The 20,042-nt window shown below is 72.4% G+C and carries 19 protein-coding genes; 7 read left to right on the forward strand and 12 right to left on the reverse strand.

The annotated features are described in order from the left end of the window. Positions 1-6 precede the first annotated feature (6 nt). Positions 7-363 carry a MerR family transcriptional regulator gene (locus EIW28_RS03265; RefSeq protein ID WP_125246268.1) on the forward strand — a complete coding sequence of 119 codons (357 nt, stop codon included), beginning with the start codon at positions 7-9 and terminating at the stop codon, positions 361-363. 76 nt (positions 364-439) lie between these two features. On the opposite strand, the gene EIW28_RS03270 is transcribed toward EIW28_RS03265, so the two are convergent. Next, complete coding sequence (locus tag EIW28_RS03270) at positions 440-1,216, reverse strand: methyltransferase domain-containing protein (RefSeq protein ID WP_125246269.1); 777 nt, start codon at positions 1,214-1,216, stop codon at positions 440-442. 189 nt (positions 1,217-1,405) lie between these two features. Here EIW28_RS03270 and EIW28_RS03275 point away from each other — a divergent pair, with 189 nt between their 5' ends. Continuing rightward, complete coding sequence (locus EIW28_RS03275) at positions 1,406-2,371, forward strand: helix-turn-helix transcriptional regulator (protein WP_125246270.1); 966 nt, start codon at positions 1,406-1,408, stop codon at positions 2,369-2,371. Position 2,372: 1 nt separating this feature from the next. Here the strand turns inward: EIW28_RS03275 and EIW28_RS03280 are convergent, their stop codons facing one another. From EIW28_RS03280 to EIW28_RS03310, 7 genes are all read right to left on the reverse strand, one after another. After that, the gene (locus EIW28_RS03280; RefSeq protein ID WP_158630274.1) at positions 2,373-3,623 is read right to left on the reverse strand and encodes an MFS transporter; all 1,251 of its coding nucleotides are present in this window, start codon (positions 3,621-3,623) and stop codon (positions 2,373-2,375) included. A 115-nt stretch (positions 3,624-3,738) separates the two neighbouring features. Beyond that, entirely contained in the window at positions 3,739-4,698 is a 960-nt protein-coding gene (locus EIW28_RS03285; protein ID WP_125246272.1) for an acyl-CoA desaturase, read from the reverse strand. A 269-nt stretch (positions 4,699-4,967) separates the two neighbouring features. Next, the gene (locus tag EIW28_RS03290) at positions 4,968-7,340 is read right to left on the reverse strand and encodes an ATP-binding cassette domain-containing protein (RefSeq protein ID WP_125246273.1); all 2,373 of its coding nucleotides are present in this window, start codon (positions 7,338-7,340) and stop codon (positions 4,968-4,970) included. A gap of 99 nt (positions 7,341-7,439) precedes the next feature. Then, positions 7,440-7,853 (reverse strand): VOC family protein, encoded by a 414-nt coding sequence (locus tag EIW28_RS03295; RefSeq protein ID WP_125246274.1) that lies wholly within the window; start codon positions 7,851-7,853, stop codon positions 7,440-7,442. Between the two features lie 9 nt (positions 7,854-7,862). Beyond that, positions 7,863-8,282 carry a helix-turn-helix transcriptional regulator gene (locus EIW28_RS03300; protein WP_187350563.1) on the reverse strand — a complete coding sequence of 140 codons (420 nt, stop codon included), beginning with the start codon at positions 8,280-8,282 and terminating at the stop codon, positions 7,863-7,865. A 40-nt stretch (positions 8,283-8,322) separates the two neighbouring features. After that, positions 8,323-8,964: a response regulator gene (locus tag EIW28_RS03305; RefSeq protein WP_125246275.1), complete on the reverse strand. Its 642-nt coding sequence runs from the start codon at positions 8,962-8,964 to the stop codon at positions 8,323-8,325. A 28-nt stretch (positions 8,965-8,992) separates the two neighbouring features. Further along, entirely contained in the window at positions 8,993-10,297 is a 1,305-nt protein-coding gene (locus tag EIW28_RS03310) for a sensor histidine kinase (protein ID WP_125246276.1), read from the reverse strand. 84 nt (positions 10,298-10,381) lie between these two features. On the opposite strand from EIW28_RS03310, the gene EIW28_RS03315 reads away from it, so the two are divergent. The 4 genes from EIW28_RS03315 (at position 10,382) to EIW28_RS03330 (ending at position 13,577) form a co-directional block, all read left to right on the forward strand. After that, the gene (locus EIW28_RS03315; protein ID WP_125246277.1) at positions 10,382-11,179 is read left to right on the forward strand and encodes an SDR family NAD(P)-dependent oxidoreductase; all 798 of its coding nucleotides are present in this window, start codon (positions 10,382-10,384) and stop codon (positions 11,177-11,179) included. A gap of 159 nt (positions 11,180-11,338) precedes the next feature. Further along, a complete protein-coding gene (locus EIW28_RS03320) occupies positions 11,339-12,655 on the forward strand; it encodes a hypothetical protein (RefSeq protein WP_125246278.1) in 1,317 nt (438 codons plus the stop codon). Then, a complete protein-coding gene (locus tag EIW28_RS03325; RefSeq protein WP_125246714.1) occupies positions 12,652-13,077 on the forward strand; it encodes a phage holin family protein in 426 nt (141 codons plus the stop codon). Before EIW28_RS03320 ends, EIW28_RS03325 begins: the two co-directional genes overlap by 4 nt. Beyond that, positions 13,053-13,577, forward strand: coding sequence for a DUF3618 domain-containing protein (locus EIW28_RS03330; protein ID WP_125246279.1), 525 nt, complete (start codon positions 13,053-13,055; stop codon positions 13,575-13,577). Before EIW28_RS03325 ends, EIW28_RS03330 begins: the two co-directional genes overlap by 25 nt. Before the next feature lie 90 nt (positions 13,578-13,667). Here the strand turns inward: EIW28_RS03330 and EIW28_RS03335 are convergent, their stop codons facing one another. Further along, positions 13,668-14,336: an O-methyltransferase gene (locus EIW28_RS03335; protein ID WP_125246280.1), complete on the reverse strand. Its 669-nt coding sequence runs from the start codon at positions 14,334-14,336 to the stop codon at positions 13,668-13,670. Between the two features lie 402 nt (positions 14,337-14,738). Between EIW28_RS03335 and EIW28_RS03340 the strand changes: the two genes are divergently transcribed. Next, a complete protein-coding gene (locus EIW28_RS03340; protein ID WP_125246281.1) occupies positions 14,739-15,173 on the forward strand; it encodes an SsgA family sporulation/cell division regulator in 435 nt (144 codons plus the stop codon). A gap of 55 nt (positions 15,174-15,228) precedes the next feature. Here the strand turns inward: EIW28_RS03340 and EIW28_RS03345 are convergent, their stop codons facing one another. From EIW28_RS03345 to EIW28_RS03355, 3 genes are all read right to left on the reverse strand, one after another. Next, positions 15,229-16,413: an acetate/propionate family kinase gene (locus EIW28_RS03345; protein WP_125246282.1), complete on the reverse strand. Its 1,185-nt coding sequence runs from the start codon at positions 16,411-16,413 to the stop codon at positions 15,229-15,231. A gap of 29 nt (positions 16,414-16,442) precedes the next feature. Further along, positions 16,443-18,500, reverse strand: coding sequence for a phosphate acetyltransferase (pta, locus tag EIW28_RS03350; RefSeq protein WP_125246283.1), 2,058 nt, complete (start codon positions 18,498-18,500; stop codon positions 16,443-16,445). Positions 18,501-18,763: 263 nt separating this feature from the next. Next, entirely contained in the window at positions 18,764-19,909 is a 1,146-nt protein-coding gene (locus tag EIW28_RS03355; protein ID WP_125246284.1) for a citrate synthase/methylcitrate synthase, read from the reverse strand. Between the last annotated feature and the right edge of the window lie 133 nt (positions 19,910-20,042).

Genomic DNA, 20,042 nt, shown 5'->3' on the forward strand with positions numbered 1-20,042 from the left:
ACGCGGATGCGCATCGGAGAGCTGGCCGAAGCGACCGGCGCGACCGTACGCGCGCTCAGGTACTACGAGGAGCAGGGCCTCCTGCACGCCGAGCGCTCCCCGAGCGGCCAGCGCGTCTACTCCCCCGACGCGGTCGAGCAGGTCCGCTGGGTGCGCATGCTGCTCGCGAACGGCCTCCCGAGCCGGGCGATCGCGAAGCTGCGGCGGTGCCGGAGCGCCGACGAGGTGACGCCCGAGCAGCGGGCGGTGATCCGCGAGGAGCACGCCCGCATCGAGGCCGAGTACCGCCGGGTCGCCGCCACGAAGGACCGCTTCGAAGCGATGCTCTCGTTCATCGGGGACGACCCGGGCAGGGCCGGGTAGCGCCTCCGGGTCGGGCGGGTCCGTGGCGCGGTCGACGTCTGCCGCGGCGGGGCCGGCGACCGCGAGCCGGCGGCGGTCAGGCCTTGACGGCCTCGAAGTTCCAGGTCGATGCGTTCGCGGCGAGTGCCGCCGTCTCGTCGTAGTCGCCGTAGACGGCCGCGTCGGTGAATCCGGCTTCGCGGAGCAGGTGGCGGAACTCCTGGACGCCGAAGCAGAGCATGCCGCTGTTCTGGAGCTGGGTGTCGACGAGCCGGCCGTCGCGCCACAGCTCGTAGCGCAGCCACCGCACGACGCGCTGGGCGACCTCGTCGAGGTCGATGTGCATGGTCTGGAGGGTGAGCAGCTCGGATTCGCCGTCCTGCCAGTGCCTGAGGCCGCCGGGTCCGGTGAGCAGCCGCGGCGGCGGCACGTCGACGAAGAGGCGCCCACCGGGCCGGAGGCTCTCGTGCATGCGGCGCAGTGCCCGCACGGTCGCGGCGCGGTCGGGCAGCAGGATGATCGATCCGGTCGGTACCAGGATCGCTTCGTACGCACCGGGTTTCGCGTATTCGGTCATGTCGGCCGTGAACACGCGGGCTTCGAGCCCGGCCGCTGCGAGGTTGGCGCGGCAGATGCGGAGCATGTGCTCGGAGGTGTCGAATCCGGTGACGCGCAGGCCTTGCTGGAGGAGGGGCACGAGCATGCGCCCGGTCCCGACGGCCGGTTCTAGGATCTCGCCGGTGATGCCCGCGAGGCGGCGCGTGTAGAACTCGACGTCGCCGTTGAGCGACCTCCCAACGGGTTTGTCGAGTTCGTAGACGCGGGCGGAGAGCTCCCCGTAGCCCCAGTCGCTGCTGCGCGCGCTTCCCGTCACAGGGGCTCCCGTCTCATCGTGGTGGAGGTGAGCGTAGGGCGGAAGCGGCTGCGCCGCAAACGCTTTACGGCCTCCACGCCGAACTCGGAACCGAGGGGGGCGGACGGGCGGGCCGGGCGCGGGCGGGGCGGCCGGGCGGAGTCGGGCGCTGCTGCGGGGCGGTGTCGGGCCGGTGCGGATACTGGCGGTATGCGTGCTGGCCGCCTGGTGTCGATGATGCTGCTGCTCCAACAGCGCGGGCGGATGACCGCCGACGCGCTCGCGGCGGAGCTCGGCGTGTCCGTGCGGACCGTCTATCGCGACGCCGAAGCCCTTGCGGCTGCGGGCATCCCGATCTACGGGGAGAGCGGACGCGAGGGCGGGTACCGGCTCGTCGAGGGCTACCGGACGCGGCTGACCGGGGTGACCGAGGGCGAGGCGGAGGCGCTCGCGCTCACGGGCGTGCCGCAGGCCGCGACCGACCTGGGGCTCCAGACCGAGCTGGCGGCGCTGGAGCTCAAGCTCTCGGCGGCGCTGTCGCCGCAGCAGCGGGACCGGGCCGAGCGGGCGCGGGCGCTGTTCCACCTCGACGTCGTGGCGTGGTTCCAGCGGTCGGAGCCGGTGCCGCTCCTGGCGCTGGTGGCGAACGCGGCGTGGGAGCAGCGCGCGATCCGGGTCCGATACTGGCGGTGGAAGGAGCCGCGCGAGGTCGAACGCGACCTGCGCCCGCTGGGCCTGGTGCTCAAGGGCGGCCGCTGGTATCTGGCGGCCTCGCAGGGGGAGGGCCCGGTGCTGCCGTACAAGGTCGCGAACCTGCTCGCGGCGGCCAAGACGGAGGAGGTGTTCGAGCGGCCCGACGGTTTCGACCTCGCGGCCTGGTGGGCCGAGAACCTCGACGCCTTCGACGCGGGCCGCTACCGCGGCGAGGCCGTGGTCCGCTTCTCCCCCGAGGCCGTCGAACGCGCCCCGGACCAGCTCGACGCCGACATCGTCGCCGCCATCGCCAAGGCCGACCGCGACGAGCACGGCTGGGCCGTCGCCACGATCCCCATCGAGACCGAATGGAACGCCTCGGGAGAGCTCATGAAGCTCGCCGGCGTCGAGGTCGTCGAGCCGCTCTCCTTGCGCGCCATGATGCGCCAACGCGCCCGAGCCGTCCTCGACCTCCACGCCTGAGTCAGGCTCCGGTCCGGGTGACGCGCCCGATCTCGGGGACCGGAGCCGCCGCGGTCATCCTGCCGCGCAGGCTCAATGCCGTCGCAGCGGTCGCCAGGGCGCAGAAGGCGCCCAGGACGTAGAAGCCGTAGCGGATGTGGGTGGCGTCGGCGACTGCCGCGACCAGGATCGTCATCGCCGCGCTCAGGCCCAGGCCGGCCGCGTTGACGGCGCCGAAGAGGCGGCCGGCGCGGCGTTCGGGGACCGAGCGGAGGAGGATCGAGCGCATCCCGACCCGCGAGAGCCCGACCATGAACGCCGCGGGCGGGACCGCGATCAGCAGCACCGCCAGGTGCAGCGGCAGCACGAACGACATCAGCGCGCACCCGATCCCGCCGGCCACCGCCGTGCGGAACTCGCCGAAGCGGGCGCTCACCCGCGGGTACAGCGCGGCCGCCACGCAGAACCCGAGGCCCGCCAGCGCGTCGACGATCCCGTACACGCCCGCGCCGCGGTCGAAGGCGTCGTAGACCAGGACGATCAGGGTCGTGTTGCTGACCATGATCATCGTCTGGCCGCAGGCGTAGAGCAGGCCGAGGCGCGCCAGCGGCGCGCCGGCCGCGCCGTCGGTCTCGGCCGCGTGCGCGGCGGTCTCGGGGCGGGCGGGGGCTTTCCGCATGGCCCACAAGGCGACCGCGGAGGCGAGGAACGTGACCCCGTTGAACAGGAACAGGGGCGTGGTGCCGACGTAGTGGATGAGAATGCCGCCCGCGGCGGCCGACAGGAGCAGGCCGAGCTGCATCGCCATCTCGTAGTGGGCGCTGAAGCGGGCCGTGCGCGAGGGGTGCACGCGCTCCTTGATGAGGGCGTTGCTCGCGGGCATGAACATGGCCGACAGGAGCGAGAGGGCGAACGCGGTCCCGTACGCGACCGGGCCGGGGTCGCCGCCGGTGAGGATCCAGACGGGGAGGAACGCGGCGGCCGCGGCGCTGGCGAGGTCGGCGGTGAGGCAGAGGGTGCGGCGGTCGAAGCGGTCGGCGACCGTGCCGAACCACAGGGACAGGAGCGCGGGCGGGACGGAGACGAGGATGTAGAGCCAGCCGACCGCGAGCGCGCTGTTCCCGGTGGTGAACACCAGGACGGCGGCGGCGACGAGCTGGAAGCCGTTGCCGAGGCTGGTGATGAACGTGGCGGGCAGGAGGAGGCGTTCGGCCCGGTCGGCGGGCGGGACGGCGGGAAGCGGGCGCTTCGCCGTCGGCGCGGTGATGGTCATGCGGGAAAGCATGCGGCAGGTTCACTGACAAAACGCGTCAGTGAACGTCAGTAAGCTGGATCACAGACGACGAGGGCCGGGCCGCGTTCGGCGGTCCGGCCCTCGTCGGGACGTGCTAGTCGGCGGCGAGTTTGGCCCAGCGCTCGGCCTTGGGCCACTTGACGTTCGTGACCCAGCCGGCGCGTTCGAGGAGCCAGATGACGCGGGCCGAGGTGTCGATCTGGCCGCGCTTGACGCCGTGGCGGGCGCAGGACTGGTCGGCGTGGTGGGAGTTGTGCCAGGACTCGCCGCCCGAGAGCAGCGCGAGGGGCCAGAAGTTCGCGGCCCGGTCGCGGCTCTTGAAGGGCCGCTCGCCGATCATGTGGCAGATCGAGTTGGTGGACCAGGTGGCGTGGTGGAGCGCCGAGACGCGCACCAGGCTGGCCCAGAAGAACGCGGTGAGCGCGCCGGCCCAGGACATCGTGATGAGGCCGCCGAGGATCGCCGGGGCCAGGAACGTGATGATCGTCCACAGCCAGAACAGCTTGTCGATGAGGACGATGTCGCGGTCCTTGACCAGGTCCGGGGCGAAGCGCTCCTCGTTCGTGGTGTTGCGCGGCTCGAACATCCAGCCCATGTGGGCGTGCCAGAAGCCCTTGGTGAGCGCCCAGGCGGAGGTGCCGAAGAGCCACGGCGAGTGCGGGTCGCCCTCCTTGTCGGAGAAGGCGTGGTGGCGGCGGTGGTCGGCGACCCAGGTGATGATGGGGCCCTGGACGGCCATGCTGCCGAGGATCGCGAGCGCGATCTTGACGGGCCGGTTCGGCTTGAACGAGCCGTGCGTGAAGAGCCGGTGGTAGCCGACGGTGATGCCGTGCAGGGTGAGCAGGTAGAACCCGACGGTCAGCGCCACGTCGGTCCACGACAGCAGCCCGGTGTTCCAGGCGAACGGCACGGCGGCCGCGAGCGCGGCCATCGGCACGAGCAGGAAGAGGTAGACGAGGGACTGCCGCCCGGCGTCGCGTGGTTCGCCGAAGATCGGCTTGGGGGCGGCTTTGGGGGCCGCGGGGGTCGGGCCGGTGTGGGTCAGTGTCGCCATAGCGTCCTCGCTTCCGCATCGTTGACGATTCCATCGTCGTCCGATCCGGACGGGAACGCAGTGGGGCAGATCAGTGCTTTTCGGGCGGGGAGAGTCCACCGCCGGGGTGGGCGTACCCCTACCGTCGGGCCGTCCGTCCGGCCCCGAGCGGACGCCGAGCGCGCTGGCCCCGCACTCCACGGCTGGCCCACCGCCGCGGGTCCCGTGCGGCGGCCGCGGGCGCCGCACGGGGCGGGAGGGCCGGGGCCGGCCTTCCCGCCCGCTGGACGCTAGGCGCCCACGTAGTCGGCGAGGTGCTTGCCCGTGAGGGTGTCCCTGCGCTTGACGAGTTCCGCCGGGGTGCCTTCGAAGACGATCCGGCCGCCGTCGTGGCCGGCGCCGGGGCCGAGGTCGATGATCCAGTCGGCGTGGGCCATGACGGCCTGGTGGTGCTCGATGACGATCACGGACTTGCCGGACTCGACGAGGCGGTCGAGGAGCCCGAGGAGGTTCTCGACGTCGGCCAGGTGGAGGCCGGTGGTCGGCTCGTCGAGGATGAACACGCCGCCCTTGTCGCCCAGGTGGGTGGCGAGCTTGAGGCGCTGGCGCTCGCCGCCGGAGAGGGTGGTGAGCGGCTGCCCGATCTTGATGTAGCCGAGGCCGACGTCGTGGAGGCGCTGCGCGATCTTGTGCGCGGCGGGGATCTTCGACTCGCCGTCGGCGAAGTACGCCTCGGCCTGGGCCACGGACATGCCGAGGACTTCGCTGATGTCCTTGCCGCCGAGCTTGTACTCGAGGACCGCGGCCTGGAACCGCTTCCCTTCGCAGTCCTCGCAGGTGGTCGACACGGAGGCCATGATGCCGAGGTCCATGTAGACGACGCCGGCGCCGTTGCAGGTGGGGCACGCGCCCTCGGAGTTGGCGCTGAACAGGGCCGGCTTGACGCCGTTGGCCTTCGCGAATGCCTTGCGGATCGGTTCGAGCAGGCCCGTGTAGGTCGCCGGGTTGGACCGGCGCGAGCCCTTGATGGCGCCCTGGTCGATCGCGACCACGCCCTCCTGGCCGGCGACCGAGCCGTGGATGAGCGAGGACTTGCCGGACCCGGCGACGCCGGTGACGACGGTGAGGACGCCGAGGGGGATGTCGACGTCGACGTCCTGGAGGTTGTTGTCGTTCGCGCCGCGCACGGCGAGCTTTCCGGTGGGTTCGCGGACCGCGTCCTTGAGCCGGGCGCGGTCGTCGAGGTGGCGGCCGGTGAGGGTGCCGGACTTGCGCAGGCCCTCGACGGTGCCCTCGAACTGGACGGTGCCGCCGTCGGTGCCCGCGCCGGGGCCGAGGTCGACCACGTGGTCGGCGATGGCGATCGCCTCGGGCTTGTGCTCGACGACGAGGACGGTGTTGCCCTTGTCGCGCAGCTGGAGCAGGAGGTTGTTCATCCGCTCGATGTCGTGCGGGTGGAGGCCCACGGTGGGCTCGTCGAAGACGTACGTGACGTCGGTGAGCGAGGAGCCGAGGTGGCGGATCATCTTGGTGCGCTGGGCCTCGCCGCCCGAGAGGGTGCCGGAGGGCCGGTCGAGCGAGAGGTAGCCCAGGCCGATCTCCACGAAGGACGCGAGGAGCTCCCGCAGGGACTTCAGGAGCGGCTCGACCGAGGCGTCCTCGATGCCGGCGACCCATTCGGCGAGGTCGGAGATCTGCATCTTGCACGCGTCGGCGATCGAGACGCCCTTGATCTTGGAGGAGCGGGCCTCCGGGCCGAGGCGGGTGCCCTCGCATTCGGGGCAGGTCTGGAAGGTGACGGCCCGCTCCACGAACGCGCGGATGTGCGGCTGCATCGCCTCGACGTCCTTGGACAGCATCGACTTCTGGATCTTGGGGATGAGGCCCTCGAACGTGACGTTGATGCCCTCGGCCTTGATCTTGGTGGGCTCCTTGTAGAGCAGGTCGTGGAGCTCGCGCTTGCCGTACCGCTTGATCGGCTTGTCGGGGTCGAAGAAGCCCGAGGCGCGGTAGATCCGCCCGTACCAGCCGTCCATGCTGTACCCGGGGATGAGGATCGCGCCCTCGTTCAGGGACTTCTCGCCGTCGTAGAGCGCGGTCAGGTCGAAGTCGTTGACCGAGCCGACGCCCTCGCAGCGGGCGCACATGCCGCCGAGCCGGTTGAACGTGGCCTTCTCGGCGATGGTCTTGCCGCCGCGCTCGACCGTGATCGCGCCGGAGGCCGACACGGAGGGGACGTTGAACGAGAACGCGCCGGGCCCGCCGATGTGCGGGTCGCCCAGGCGGCTGAACAGGATGCGCAGGAGCGCGTTCGCGTCGGTGACGGTGCCGACGGTGGAGCGGATGTTCGCGCCCATGCGCTCCTGGTCGACGATGATCGCGGTGGTGAGCCCGTCGAGGACGTCGACGTCGGGCCGCGCCAGGGTCGGCATGAAGCCCTGCACGAACGCCGAGTACGTCTCGTTGATGAGCCGCTGCGACTCGGCCGCGATCGTGGCGAACACGAGCGAGCTCTTGCCCGAGCCGGAGACGCCGGTGAACGCGGTGAGGCGGCGCTTGGGGAGGTCGACGCTGACGTCCTTCAGGTTGTTCTCGCGGGCGCCCTGCACCCGGATGAGGTCGTGCGCGTCGGCCGGATTGGGTGTGTTCTTGCTGGTGGCCATGGTGGTGAGGTCTCCATCTGGTTCCGGGGCCGGGACGGCCCGCCGCCGAGACTACCGGCGGCGGGCGACAGTCGCGCAGGGCTTACGGTTCGGCGCGTCCTACTTACGAGGCTGGTTGAACCGGAGCATGTTGCCCGCGGGGTCGCGGAACGCGCAGTCGCGGACGCCGTACGGCTGGTCCATCGGCTCCTGGAGGACGTCGGCGCCCGCGGAGCTGATCCGCTCGAACGTCGCGTCCACGTCGTCGGTCTCGAAGATGACGCCGCGCAGCAGGCCCTTGGCGAGGAACTCGTTCATGGCCTGCCGGTCGGCCTCCGACGCGTTCGGGTCGGCGAGCGGCGGTTCGAGGACGATGTTCACGTCCGGCTGGTCCGGGGAGCCGACGGTGACCCACCGCATCCCCTCGAAGCCGACGTCGTTGCGGACCTCCATGCCCAGGACGTCACGGTAGAAGGCGATGGCCTTGTCGTGGTCGTCGACGGCGATGAAGCACTGGGAAAGGTTGATGCTCATGCGACCAACTTACGAGGCCCCGGAGGGCTTCGCTTCTCGATTCCTGACCGGTCTCGTGTACGCCTTCGCGATGCACGCCGGGATCGACGCCCCGTCGCCGTGGTCGCGGGCCCGGTACGCGCTCGGCGACTCCCCCACCAGCTCGGTGAACCGCGTCGAGAACGTCCCCAGCGAGGTGCAGCCCACCGCGAAGCACACCTCGGTCACCGACAGGTCGCCGCGCCTGAGCAGCGCCTTCGCCCGCTCGATGCGGCGGGTCATGAGATAGGAGTACGGCGTCTCGCCGTACGCGGCCCGGAAGCTCCGCGAGAAGTGCCCCGACGACATGAGCGCGGCCTTCGCGAGCGCCGGCACGTCCAGCGGCTTCGCGTAGTCGCGGTCCATCATGTCGCGGGCCCGGCGCAGCCGGACGAGGTCCTCCAGTTCCACGCCCCAACGATCGCACAGGCCCCCGACGCCGCGCCAGGCGCTAGTTCCCTTCGAGGTAGGCGAGGACGGCGAGCACGCGGCGGTTGTCGTCCTCGGACTGGCCCAGGCCGAGCTTGCGGAACACGTTCGCCGAGTGCTTGCCCACGGCCTTCTCGGTGACGAACAGGGACGCGGCGATCGCGGCGTTCGTGCGGCCCTCGGCCATGAGCCCCAGGACCTCCAGCTCGCGCGGGGTGAGCGCGTCGAGGCGGTTCTGCTGCTTGCCGAGGAGCCGGGCGACGACCTCGGGGTCCATGGCGGTGCCCCCGGCGGCGACGCGGCGGAGCGCCTCGATGAACTCGCCGACGTTCGAGACGCGGTCCTTGAGCAGGTAGCCGACGCCGCCGCGGCGGTCGCCGAGGAGTTCGCGCGCGTACAGCTGCTCGACGTACTGGGAGAGGACGAGGATCGGCAGGGCCGGGATGTGGCGGCGGGCCTCGATGGCGGCGCGCAGGCCCTCGTCCTTGAACGTGGGCGGGAGCCGGATGTCGACGACGGCGACGTCGGGGCGGTGCGCCAGGAGCGCGGCGGTGAGCGCGGGGCCGTTGTCGACGGCCTCGACGACCTTGAAGTCGTGCGCTTCGAGCACCCGGGTGAGGCCGTCGCGCAACAGCGAGTGGTCTTCGGCGAGGACGACGTCCATCGGGGCTCCCTGCTCTCCTGGTCCGGCCTCAGCGGCCGGACGCGCGCTTATTGTCGGTGGCGGCCGCGCCGACCTGGAAGGCGGGGAGCGTCATCGTGACCGCGGTGGGGCCGCCCTCGGGGCTGTCGAGGTCGAAGGTGCCGTCGAACGCGGCGAGGCGCCGGGCGACGCCGTCGAGGCCGCCGCCGGGGACGACGGCGGCGCCGCCGCAGCCGTCGTCGCGGACCTCGATCCGCACCAGGCCGCCCTCGTGGGTGACGACGACCTGCACCTGGGTGGCGCCCGCGTGCTTGGTGATGTTCGCGAGGACCTCGTTCGTCGCGAAGTACGCGGCCGCCTCCAGGGGCGCGGGCAGCTTCTCGCCGAGCCGGTCGACGACCGAGACCGGGAGCGGGTGGTCGAGGGCCATGGCCTGGAGCGCGCCGCTGAGGCCGCGGTCGGCGAGGACGGGCGGGTGGATGCCGCGCACGAGGTGGCGGATCTCCACGAGCACATCCGAGCAGGTCTGGCGGGCCTCGGCGACGAGGCCCGCGGCCTGCTCGGGCCGGTCCTGGCGAAGGAGCTCCTCGGCCATGCCGAGGGTCAGGCTCAGGGCCGCGATGCGCGCCTGCGCGCCGTCGTGCAGGTCGCGTTCGATGCGGCGCAGCTCGGCGGCGGCGTGGTCGACGGTCTGGTCGCGGGCCTGCCGCAGCTCGGAGACGCGGGCCGTGAGCACCGCGTTCGCGGTCGGACCGAGCAGGAGCACCCCGAGATGGGAGTACCAGCGCAGGAACAGCTCGCCCCAGCGCCACCAGGCGACGCCGGCGCCGAGCGCGAGCGGGACGAGCATGAGGGTCTTCGCGGGCGTGTCGAAGTCGTAGAACCCGAAGTCGTTCACGACCGGGTTCGGGGCGGTGTGGAAGACGGTGACCAGGAGCAGCGGCTGCACCAGGTAGTAGACGGCGACGGCGAACACGCCGAGGTAGAGGAGGTTGACGAGGAACCCGAGGGTCGCGTCGATCGCGAGCCACGCGAAGTCCCGCCAGGTCGCGGCCTCGCGCACGAGCAGGAGCGCCTGCTGGTCCAGGCGGGCCCGCTTGGGCCGCTCCCGGTAGGGCGCGGGGATGTGGACGCCGAGCTGCTCGCCGATGACGCGCCGCTGCGAGTTCGCCCACAGCCGGATCGCGAGGAAGAGCGCGACGGCGACGGGGATGCCGATCCAGAAGACGACGAGGACGCCGGTGAGGACGGCGGCGAGCAGGAGCGCGGCGGCGACGAGCGTGAGCCCGAAGCGCAGGACCGACCAGCCCGGCAGGGCCAGCCGCCTGGTGATCTGATTGGCCAGCATCGACATGGTGCGGCAAGCGTACCCGCGCACGGGCCGCGACCTGCGGCGCAGCCGCCGCTACGCTGTGCCGAGGGATTGGAGGGAGGGCACATGGGGTCGTGGGCGCTGGTGACGGGCGCGTCGTCGGGGATCGGGGCGGCGTTCGCGCGGCAGCTCGCCGGGCGGGGCATGGACGTGGCGCTCGTGGCGCGGTCGGGCGCGAAGCTGGAGGCGCTCGCCGCCGAGCTGCGGGAGGCGCACGGCGTCGCGGCGCTGGTGATCGTGCAGGACCTGGCCGAACCGGACGCGGCCGAGCGGGTCGGCGAAGCCGTCGACGCGGCCGGCGTCGAAGTCGAGGTCCTGGTGAACAACGCCGGCATCGGCACGTTCGGGCGGGACGTGGCCGTCGCCGCCGACTACGGCCGCGACACCGCGATGGTGAACGTGGTCGCGGTCGCTGGCCTGGTCAAGCGGTTCCTGCCCGCGATGTGCGCGCGCGGCTCCGGCGCGGTCGTGAACGTCGCGTCGATGGCCGGGTTCCAGGCGCAGCCGTACATGGCGCTGTACGCGGCCACGAAGGCGTTCGTCGTCAACTACAGCCTCGGCCTGTGGGTCGAGACGCGCGGCACCGGCGTGAAGGTCCTCGCGGTCTGCCCCGGCCCCGTGGACACCGGCTTCCCGATCGCGAACGGCATCAAGTACGACCGGCGCCGCCTCGGCTGGCTCCTGGCCGACCCGGAGCGGATCGTGCGCCAGTCCCTGCGGGCGCTGGACCGCGACCGCGGCTACGTCGTGCCCGACGTGCTGAACTGGCCGCAGGCGCACCTGCTGCCGCGCCGGCCCCGCAAGCTCATGGCGCGCCTGATCGGCCTGGTCCTCAAGCGGTTCTCGGACTACCAGGAGCGGTGAGGGTCCTCAGGCGGCTCCCTGCCCAGGGGCCCGCGCGGGCGGAGTTCTGCGACTGTCCACCCGGGATCGCGAATGGACCTCGCGGCCTCGGGTAGCTCCTCAAGGGGCGGAAACCGCCCGCCGAGGACCCGTCAGGAGGACGGGGCAGAGGAGGAAGACATGAGCGATGCAGAACGGCACGGCGCCGCCAGGCCCGGGCCGGAGTCTGAGACACCAACGCCCCCTCCGGTCGACCAGGACCGGAGGACCGGGGGCTCCGACGCCACCGGGTACGAACCCGGCGTGTACGTCCCCGCCGACCGCGAACCCGCGGTCCCGGACCGCAGCCCGGGTCACGACCGCACCGTCAGCCCCGGGGCGGCCGCCTACGGGACCGGGCGGGAGCGCACCGGTGACGGAGCCGCCGAGCGCGGCGGCGCCGACCCGGCCTTCGGCCGCGAACCGAGCGGCGGCGTCCCCGACCGCGATCGGGGCGGCTCCGACCCCGCCCTCGACCCGACGCCCGGCGGCGTCGGCCCCGAGTCGGACCGCGGCGGCGCCGAACCGGCCTTCGCCCCCGAGCCGAGCGGCGTCGACCCCGACGCCGACCGCGATCACGTCGGCTACGACCCCGCCCTCGACCGCGACGTCGCCGGACCCGATGGCGGGCACTACGACCCCGCGGCCGACCACGAACCCGCGATCGGCCGCGAGGCGGTGACCTACGAGGGCGCCCCCGGCGGCGAGCCGATCGGGCGCGAGCCCGGCTCCGCCGACCGCGAACCCGGCCTCGCCGGGGCCGAGCGGCGCTCGCTGGAGGACGCGTCCACCGAAGCCGCCGTCGAGTACCGCGATTCCGACACCGCCGACCGCGGGCCCGCCGACGTCGAGGAGACGGCCGCCGTCGCGCGCGAGCGCGGCTCCGAGGTCGCGCACAGCGCCGCCGACGAGGTCAAGCACGTCGCCCGCACGGCGCGCGAGGAGGCCCGACAGCTGTCCGAGGAGGCCAAGGCCGAGGTCCGGCACATCGCCGACGACGCGAGGGCGCAGCTGCGCGCCCAGGCCGAGGCCCAGACCGAGCGCGTGACCGAGTCGATGCGCCGCTTCGGCGACCAGCTCGGCGCGCTCGCCGACGGCCGCACCGAGGACGCCGGCCCGCTCGCGGGCTACGCCGGCGCCGCCGCCGACGAGCTCCGCCGCGCCGCCGAGCGCGTGCGCGACGGCGGACTGGACGGCGTCCTGGACGACACCAGGCGCTTCGCGCGCCGCCGCCCCGCCCTGTTCCTCACCGCCGCGGTCGTCGCCGGCTTCGCCGCCGGGCGGCTGCTGCGCGGCGGCAAGGACGCGCACGACGAGCACCGCGGCAGCGGCGGAACCGGCGACACCAGCGTCACCGACGAGGCTTCGTCCGGCGCCGGCGCGGGCCTGTACACGGGCCCGCCGCAGTACGAGCGCCCGGCTCCCGGGCCCCGCGACGAGGAGGCGACGTGGCGATGACCGATGAGCAGCGAACGGACCCGGAGGTGCGCGGCGCCGACCCCGAGGACCAGTCGCTCGGCAACCTCCTGAGCGAAGTCGCGCGCGACGTCAGCGAGCTGATCCGCAAGGAGGTCGAGCTCGCGAAGGTCGAGATCCGGGAAGAGGCCGCCAAGGCGTCGAAGGCGGGCGCGAAGCTGGGCGCCGCGGCGCTGCTGGGCAACCTGGCACTCCTGCTGGCCGCGTTCGCCGCAGCGTGGGGGCTCGCCGAGGTCATGCCGGCCGGGTGGGCGTTCCTGGTCGTGGCGGTGCTCGCCGCGGCCGTCGCGGCCGGGCTGTTCGCCGCGGGCCGCAAGCAGTTCCGAGAGGTCTCGCCGCTGCCGCGGCAGACCGGCGAGACGTTGAAGGAGGATGTCGAATGGGCTCGCGAGCGGATGAGCTGAGGCAGGAGATCGAGCACACGCGCGAGGAGCTCGGGGAGACGATCGACGAGATCAACGACCGGGTGAACCCGAAGCGCATCGTGCAGCGCGGCAAGGAGCGCGTGCAGCGCCGCGTCCACACCGTGCGCGACAAGGTGATGGGCACCGTCGACGCCGACCGCATCGAGGACCGCATCGAGGGCAGCCCCCTCGCCGCGGGGCTCATCGCGTTCGGCGTGGGCGCGCTCGCGGCCGCGCTGCTGCCCTCGGACCGGACCTCCCGAGAGGCGGCCCAGGCGGTCGCCGAGCACGCGGGGCCGGCCGTCGCGCAGGTGAAGGAGGCCGGCGCCGAGTTCGGCTCACACGTCGGCGAGACCGCCAAGGAGTCCACGCACCATCTCGGCGAGCGCGCGAAGGAGTCCGCCGAGTACGTCAAGACGGAGGCGCAGGCTGCGGGCGGGCACGTCAAGGACGAGTCGCAGCGCGCGGCCGAGGACGTGCGCCGCACCCGCGAGGGCTAGCGGCCGCGCCCATGCGACCGGCCTCCGGTCGGGTCCCGCTGCGGTGCAGGGGGTCCCGGCCGGAGGCCGGTGTCGCGTTCGGAGCGGGGCCTAGTCGAGGACGCGCGCGATCGAGAGGCCGTCGTAGCCCTTGACGCCCACGGTCTGCATCACGGTGCCCTCCAGCTTCGGGTTCGCGGCGACCTTCTCCAGATAGGACCGCACGCCCTGCACGTTCGGGTCGCGGCTGAGCCCGTCGGCGACGGCCCCGCCGCGCACGACGTTGTCGGCGATGATGAGGCTGCCCGGGCGCGTGAGCTTCAGCGCCCAGTCGAGGTAGCCGGGGTAGCCGCCCTTGTCGGCGTCGATGAACACCAGGTCGAACGGCCCGGCGCCCTCGTCCGCGAGCTTCGGCAGGGTCTCGGCCGCGGCGCCGACCCGGATCTCCACGGTCCCGACGAGGCCGGCCCGCGCGACGTTGCCGCTGGCGACCTCGGCGTGCCGGGGGCTGTACTCGAGGCTGATCAGGTGCCCGTCGGCCGGCAGCGCCCGGGCCATCCAGATCGCGCTGTAGCCGCCGAGGGTGCCGATCTCGAGGATGCGCTTGGCGCCGAGGGTCTTCGCGAGGAGGTAGAGGAGCTTGCCCTGCGCGGGCGAGATCGAGATGGGCGGCAGCCCGGCCCGCTGGGCCGCGGCCGTGGCCCCGGCGAGGGCCTCGTCCTCACCGACCAGCAGCGATCCGAGGAACGCGTCGACTTCGGTCCATTGCCCCTGGCCCATTGTTCGCCCCTTCCGACGGGTCCGAGAACGTCGATGAAACGCTATCACCGCGGTCCCACAGGGCTCGCTCCGTTAAATTCGGACTTTTCCGACTAAGGGCCCGAAGGCGCTATCAGGCCGGCCCGCGGCGAAGGGCGGGAATGGTACCGCGAATGGGTGAAGCCTGTTGTTGTAATTACGACATTGACGGAAGATTAACGGTGGTCTTTTGTCGGATTTTGCCCCTGAATCAGCGGAACGCGCCGGGCTCGGTCTTGCTGATCGTCGTACGGTGCAACGGCTTGAATGATAGACCTGAATCACGACTTGTTCGCGGCCGCGGAACCGGCGACTCCGGTGCGGCGGCGGACTGGAACGACGGCCGGCTTCGGGGGAGCCGGCCGCACACTGGGGGGTAACGCTATGAGCATGGCACGATCGGCGACTGTCGATATCGGCACCACCATGCGGCTCGTCGCGCCCGATTTCGCGACGGTGAGTGTGCGCGCGAGTCTGCGATACGACCCGGACGACCCTTACGCGGTCTGCGTCATGTTCCATCCGGACGGGACGGACGCCGACCAGGTGGCCTGGTCGTTCTCCCGCGAACTGCTCGCGAAGGGACTGGAGGAGCCGACCGGCATCGGCGACGTGCGCGTGTGGCCCTGGACGACGCCGCGCGGCGAGTCGGTGGCGCTCGCGCTCTCCTCGCCGGACGGGAACGCCCTCTTCGAGATCAACCGCGGCGTCGTGCAGCGCTTCCTCCGCCGGGCCTACAGCCTGGTCCCCCGCGGCCGCGAGTCGGGCTATGTCGACATGGACTCGACCCTCACGAAGCTCCTGGCGGGCGGCGTGTAGCCGCTGCCGGTGACGAGAGGGCGGACCGGGCCTCCCCGGTCCGCCCTTCGCGCGTCTAGGACCGCAGCAGCGCGGCCGTCTGCGCCGCGATCTCGCCTTCCTCGTTCGTCGGGATCACCATGACGGTGATCGGCGAGTGCGGCGTGGAGACGACCGGGCCTCCGGCGGCGTTCGCGGCCTCGTCGAGGTCGACCCCCAGGGCCACGAGCGAGGACAGGGCCCGGGCCCGAACCTCGGCGCTGTTCTCGCCGATGCCGGCGGTGAACGCGATCGCGTCCGCGCCGCCGAGCGCGGCGATGTAGGCGCCGATGTACTTGCGGATCCGGTAGCAGTAGATCTCGAGCGCGGTCTGCGCGGCGCGGTCCCCCGCCGCGGCGGCCCGCTCGATCTCGCGGTTGTCGGCGTGCCCGCTGAGCGCGAGCATCCCGGAGCGCTTGTTCAGGGCCGCGTCCAGTTCGGCGAAGGACGCGCCGGTCTGCCGGTGCATGTGGAAGACGATCGCCGGGTCGATGTCGCCCGAGCGGGTGCCCATGACGAGTCCTTCGAGCGGGGTCAGGCCCATCGACGTGTCGATCGAGCGGCCGCGCTCCACGGCGGTGACGGACGCGCCGTTGCCGAGGTGGGCCACGATGACGTTGACCTCCTTGGGGCTCTTGCCGAGCATCTCGGCGGCCTTGCGGGAGACGTACGCGTGCGAGGTGCCGTGGAAGCCGTACCGGCGCACCCCGTGCTCCTCGCGCCACTCGGCGGGCACGGCGTACAGGTGGGCGCGTTCGGGCACCGTGGCGTGGAACGCGGTGTCGAACACGGCCACCTGCGGCAGCTTCGGGAAGAGCTTGCGGGCGGTCCGGATGCCCTCGAGGTTCGCCGGGTTGTGCAGGGGCGCGAGCGCCGAGAGCTCGTCGATGGCGCGCTCGACCTCGTCGTCGACGACGACCGGCTGCACGAACCGCTCGCCGCCGTGGACGACGCGGTGCGCGACCGCGATGAGCCCGGCCTCCGCCAGCGGCGTGCCGTGCTCCTCGAAGGCCGCGACCATCGCCTCCAGGCCGGCGGCGTAGTCGCCGAAGCGGTCTTCGCGGACGGTCTTGGCCCCGTCGTGCTTGTGCGTGAGGACCGAGTCGGACTGTCCGATGCGCTCGATGAGCCCTGAGGTCGACGCCTCCATGGTCTCCCCGTCGACCAGCTGGTACTTGATCGACGAGGAACCGGAGTTGATCACCAGGACCGGTGCGCTCATGGCACTTCCCCTCTAGAGCGCCCGCCCGCTCAGGCGGTCTGGCTCGCTTGGATCGCGGTGAGCGCGACCGTGTTGACGATGTCCGGCACCGTGGCGCCCCGCGACAGGTCGTTGACCGGCTTGCGCAGGCCCTGGAGCACCGGGCCGACCGCGACCGCGTTCGCCGAGCGCTGCACGGCCTTGTACAGGTTGTTCCCGGTGTTCAGGTCGGGCACGATGAAGACCGTGGCCTTCCCGGCGACCTGCGAGTCCGGGAGCTTCGTGCCCGCGACGCCGGCGTCGGCGGCGGCGTCGTACTGGATCGGCCCCTCCACCGGGAGGTCGGGCCGGCGGGACCGGACGATCTCGGTCGCCGCCCGGACCTTGTCCACGGCCTCGCCGCGGCCCGAGGTGCCGGTCGAGTAGGAGAGCATCGCCACGCGCGGTTCCACGCCGAACTCGGCGGCGGTGCCTGCCGAGGATAGCGCGATGTCGGCCAGCTGCTCGGCATCGGGGTTCGGGTTGACGGCGCAGTCGCCGTAGACGAGCACGCGGTCTTCGAGGCACATGAAGAACACGGAGGAGACGACGGCGACCTCGGGCTTGGTCTTGATGATCTCGAACGAGGGCCGGATGGTGTGCGCGGTGGTGTGGACCGCGCCGGAGACCATGCCGTCGGCCATGCCGGTGTGGACCATCATGGTGCCGAAGTAGGAGACGTCGGCGACGGTGTCGTAGGCCTGGTCGACGGTGACGCCCTTGTGGGCGCGCAGCCGCGCGTACTCCTTCGCGAAGCGCTCGCGGATCTCGTGGTCGCCGGGGTTGAGGATCGCGGCCCCGGTGATGTCGACGCCGAGCTGCGCGGCCTGGGAGCGGATCTCGGCCTCGGAGCCCAGGAGCGTCAGGCGCGCGACGTCGCGGCGCATGAGGATCTCGGCGGCCTTGAGGATGCGCGGCTCGGCGCCTTCGGGGAGCACGATGTGCTTGTCGAGGGCCTTGGCGCGCCCGAGCATGGAGTGCTCGAACATGATCGGGGTGACCACGGTCGGCTTGGAGAGCGCGAGCCGGTCGAGCAGGTCGTCGCCGTCGACGCCCTTCGCGAAGTCCTCCAGGGCGCGCGTGATCTTGCGCTGCCCGCCGGCGGCGAGGGAGCCGGTGACGTCGCCGACGAGGTTGGCCATGTCGAACGTGTCGTGCTGGACCATCGCGATCGGCAGGCGCGAGTCGAGGCCGGCGACGATGTCGAGGATCTGCGGCTCGGGCCGGATGCCGCCGGTGAGGAACACCGCGGACAGGCTCGGGGTGCCTTCGGCGAGGTGGGCGGCGATGAGGCCGAGGAGGACCTCGGAGCGGTCGCCGGGGAGGATCACGGCCTTGTCGTCGGCGAGGCGCGTGAGGAGGTTGGGGAGGGTCATGGCCGCGACGACGACGTCGCCGACGGTGCGGGTGAAGACGTCGGGGTCGCCGGAGACCAGGGTCGCGTCGGCGGCCTCGATGAGCTCGCCGACCGTGGGGGCGACGAGCTCGGGGTCCTCGACGACGACGCCCGCGCCCGGGTGGGCGTCCTCGACGAGGCCGGCGTCGGCCGCGTCGACGCGGTTGACGATGGCGCCCAGGACCGTCGCGTGGTCGGCCTCGGCCTGCGCGGTGCCGAAGCGGAGCGCGGCGGCGATGTCGGCCGGGCTCTTGCGGTGGCCGGTGACGATGAGGAGCATCGGCGAGGCGAGGTTGACGGCGACGCGGGTGTTGTAGGCGAACTCGACCGGCGAGGAGACGTCGGAGAAGTCGGAGCCGACGACGAGGACGACCTCGTGCCCGTCGGCGAGTTCGTGGTAGCGCTCGACGATCCGGGTGAGCGCGGCGTCGGCGTCGGCGCGGACGTCCGAATAGGTCACGCCGACGGACGACTCGTAGGAGGCGGGGAGGCGGTACTGGCCGCGCAGGAGCGTGATGATCGGGTCGCCCGCGACCGTGTGGTCGTCGCGGACGATGGGGCGGAAGACGGCGACCGAGCCGGCGCGCCTGGTGAGCAGGTCCATGACGCCGACCGCCACCGTCGACTTGCCGCTGCCGGGGTCCAGACTGGCGAGGTAGAGACTTTGAGCCACGGCTCCAACGCTAACCACCCCGTGCGCGCCCCGCAGCGGATCTGCGCCCCGGAACACCTGTGAGCCTCGCCGTGGTCGGCCGGGAGCAGGCGGTCGGCCCGGCGCGAGCGGGGTGGGCGGGTGGGAAGGCCATCCCTAACCCCCACCCGCCCGGGGAAGAGGATAGGCGTCGATCCTCCCCCTCGGGTCCGACAAGAACGGCGGCCCGCGGCCGCGCTGTCACCCGAACGAGTCAAGGAACCGCCGGTGACGTGCGGAGTCGCTCAGCCGGCGAAGCCGTCCCCGGGCACGTCGACGGGCGGCGGCGTGCCGACGTAGCGCGCCCGCGGGCGGATGATCTTGGAGTCGCGGGCCTGTTCGAGGATGTTGGCGCTCCAGCCGACCACGCGGCTCGTGGTGAACGTCGGCGTGAACATCGGGCGCGGCACGCCCGCGAGCTCCATCACCACGCCGGCGTAGAACTCGACGTTCGTGTACAGCTTGCGGCCGGGCTTGACCTCGGCGAGGATCTCGACCACGCGGCGCTCCACGGTCTTCGCGAAGTCCACGATCTCGCCGTCGAGCGACTCCGCGACCGACCGCAGGTGCAGCGAGCGCGGGTCGTCGGTCTTGTAGACGGCGTGCCCGAAGCCCATGATCCGCCGCCCGGCCTCGAGCTCGCCGCGGATCCAGGCGTCGATGTTGTCCGGTCCGCCGATGGCGTCGAGCGCGTCGAGGGCGCGGGCGGGCGCGCCGCCGTGGAGGGGCCCCGAGAGCGCCCCGACGGCGCCGACGAGGGCCGCGCCGAGGTCGGCCCCGGTGGAGGCGATGACGCGGGCGGTGAACGTGGAGGCGTTGAAGCCGTGGTCGATCGTGAGGATCAGGTAGCGCTCGACGGCCCGCGCGGCCGCCTCGGAGGGCACCTCGCCGGTCATCATGTACAGGTAGTTCGCCGCGTAGCCGAGGTCGGGGCGCGGGTCCAGCGGCTCCTGGCCCTGCTTGAGGCGCCACATGGCGGTGAGGATCGCGGGGGTGACGGCGCAGGCGAACAGGGCGTCGTCGGCGCGGGCGGCCTCGTCGATGTCGAGGACGGGCTGCATGGGGCGGGCCGCGCACGCGGCCGAGAGCGCGGTGCGCAGGCCGTCGAGCGGGGAGGCCGCGGCCAGGTGCGGGAGCAGTGCGCGCAGCTCCGGAGTGAGGGTGCGGTAGGGGGCGACCTGGGCCTTGAAGGCGTCGAGCTGCTCGCGGGTGGGCAGCTCGGCGTGGGTCATGAGGTACCAGACCTGCTCGAAGGAGCAGTGCTTCGCGAGTTCGACGGCGTTGTACTGCCGGTAGTGGTAGAAGCCCTCCTCGCCGCGGACGTCGCCGATCTCGGTGTCGGCGACGATGACGCGGTCGAGGCCCTTGGGGACTTCGATGAATTCGGGCATTGGGTCCTCCTCCGCTCGGTTCGCTTGACAGCCTACGGGATTTCGGGCCCGAGGGGTCCGAACGCGGACCCGGGGACCCGCGCCGGACGCGCGGCGGTCAGACTGGAGCGGAACTGCTTCCCCCGAGCGGCCC

The organism is Glycomyces terrestris (assembly GCF_003933745.1).
GTDB lineage: Bacteria > Actinomycetota > Actinomycetes > Mycobacteriales > Micromonosporaceae > Glycomyces > Glycomyces terrestris.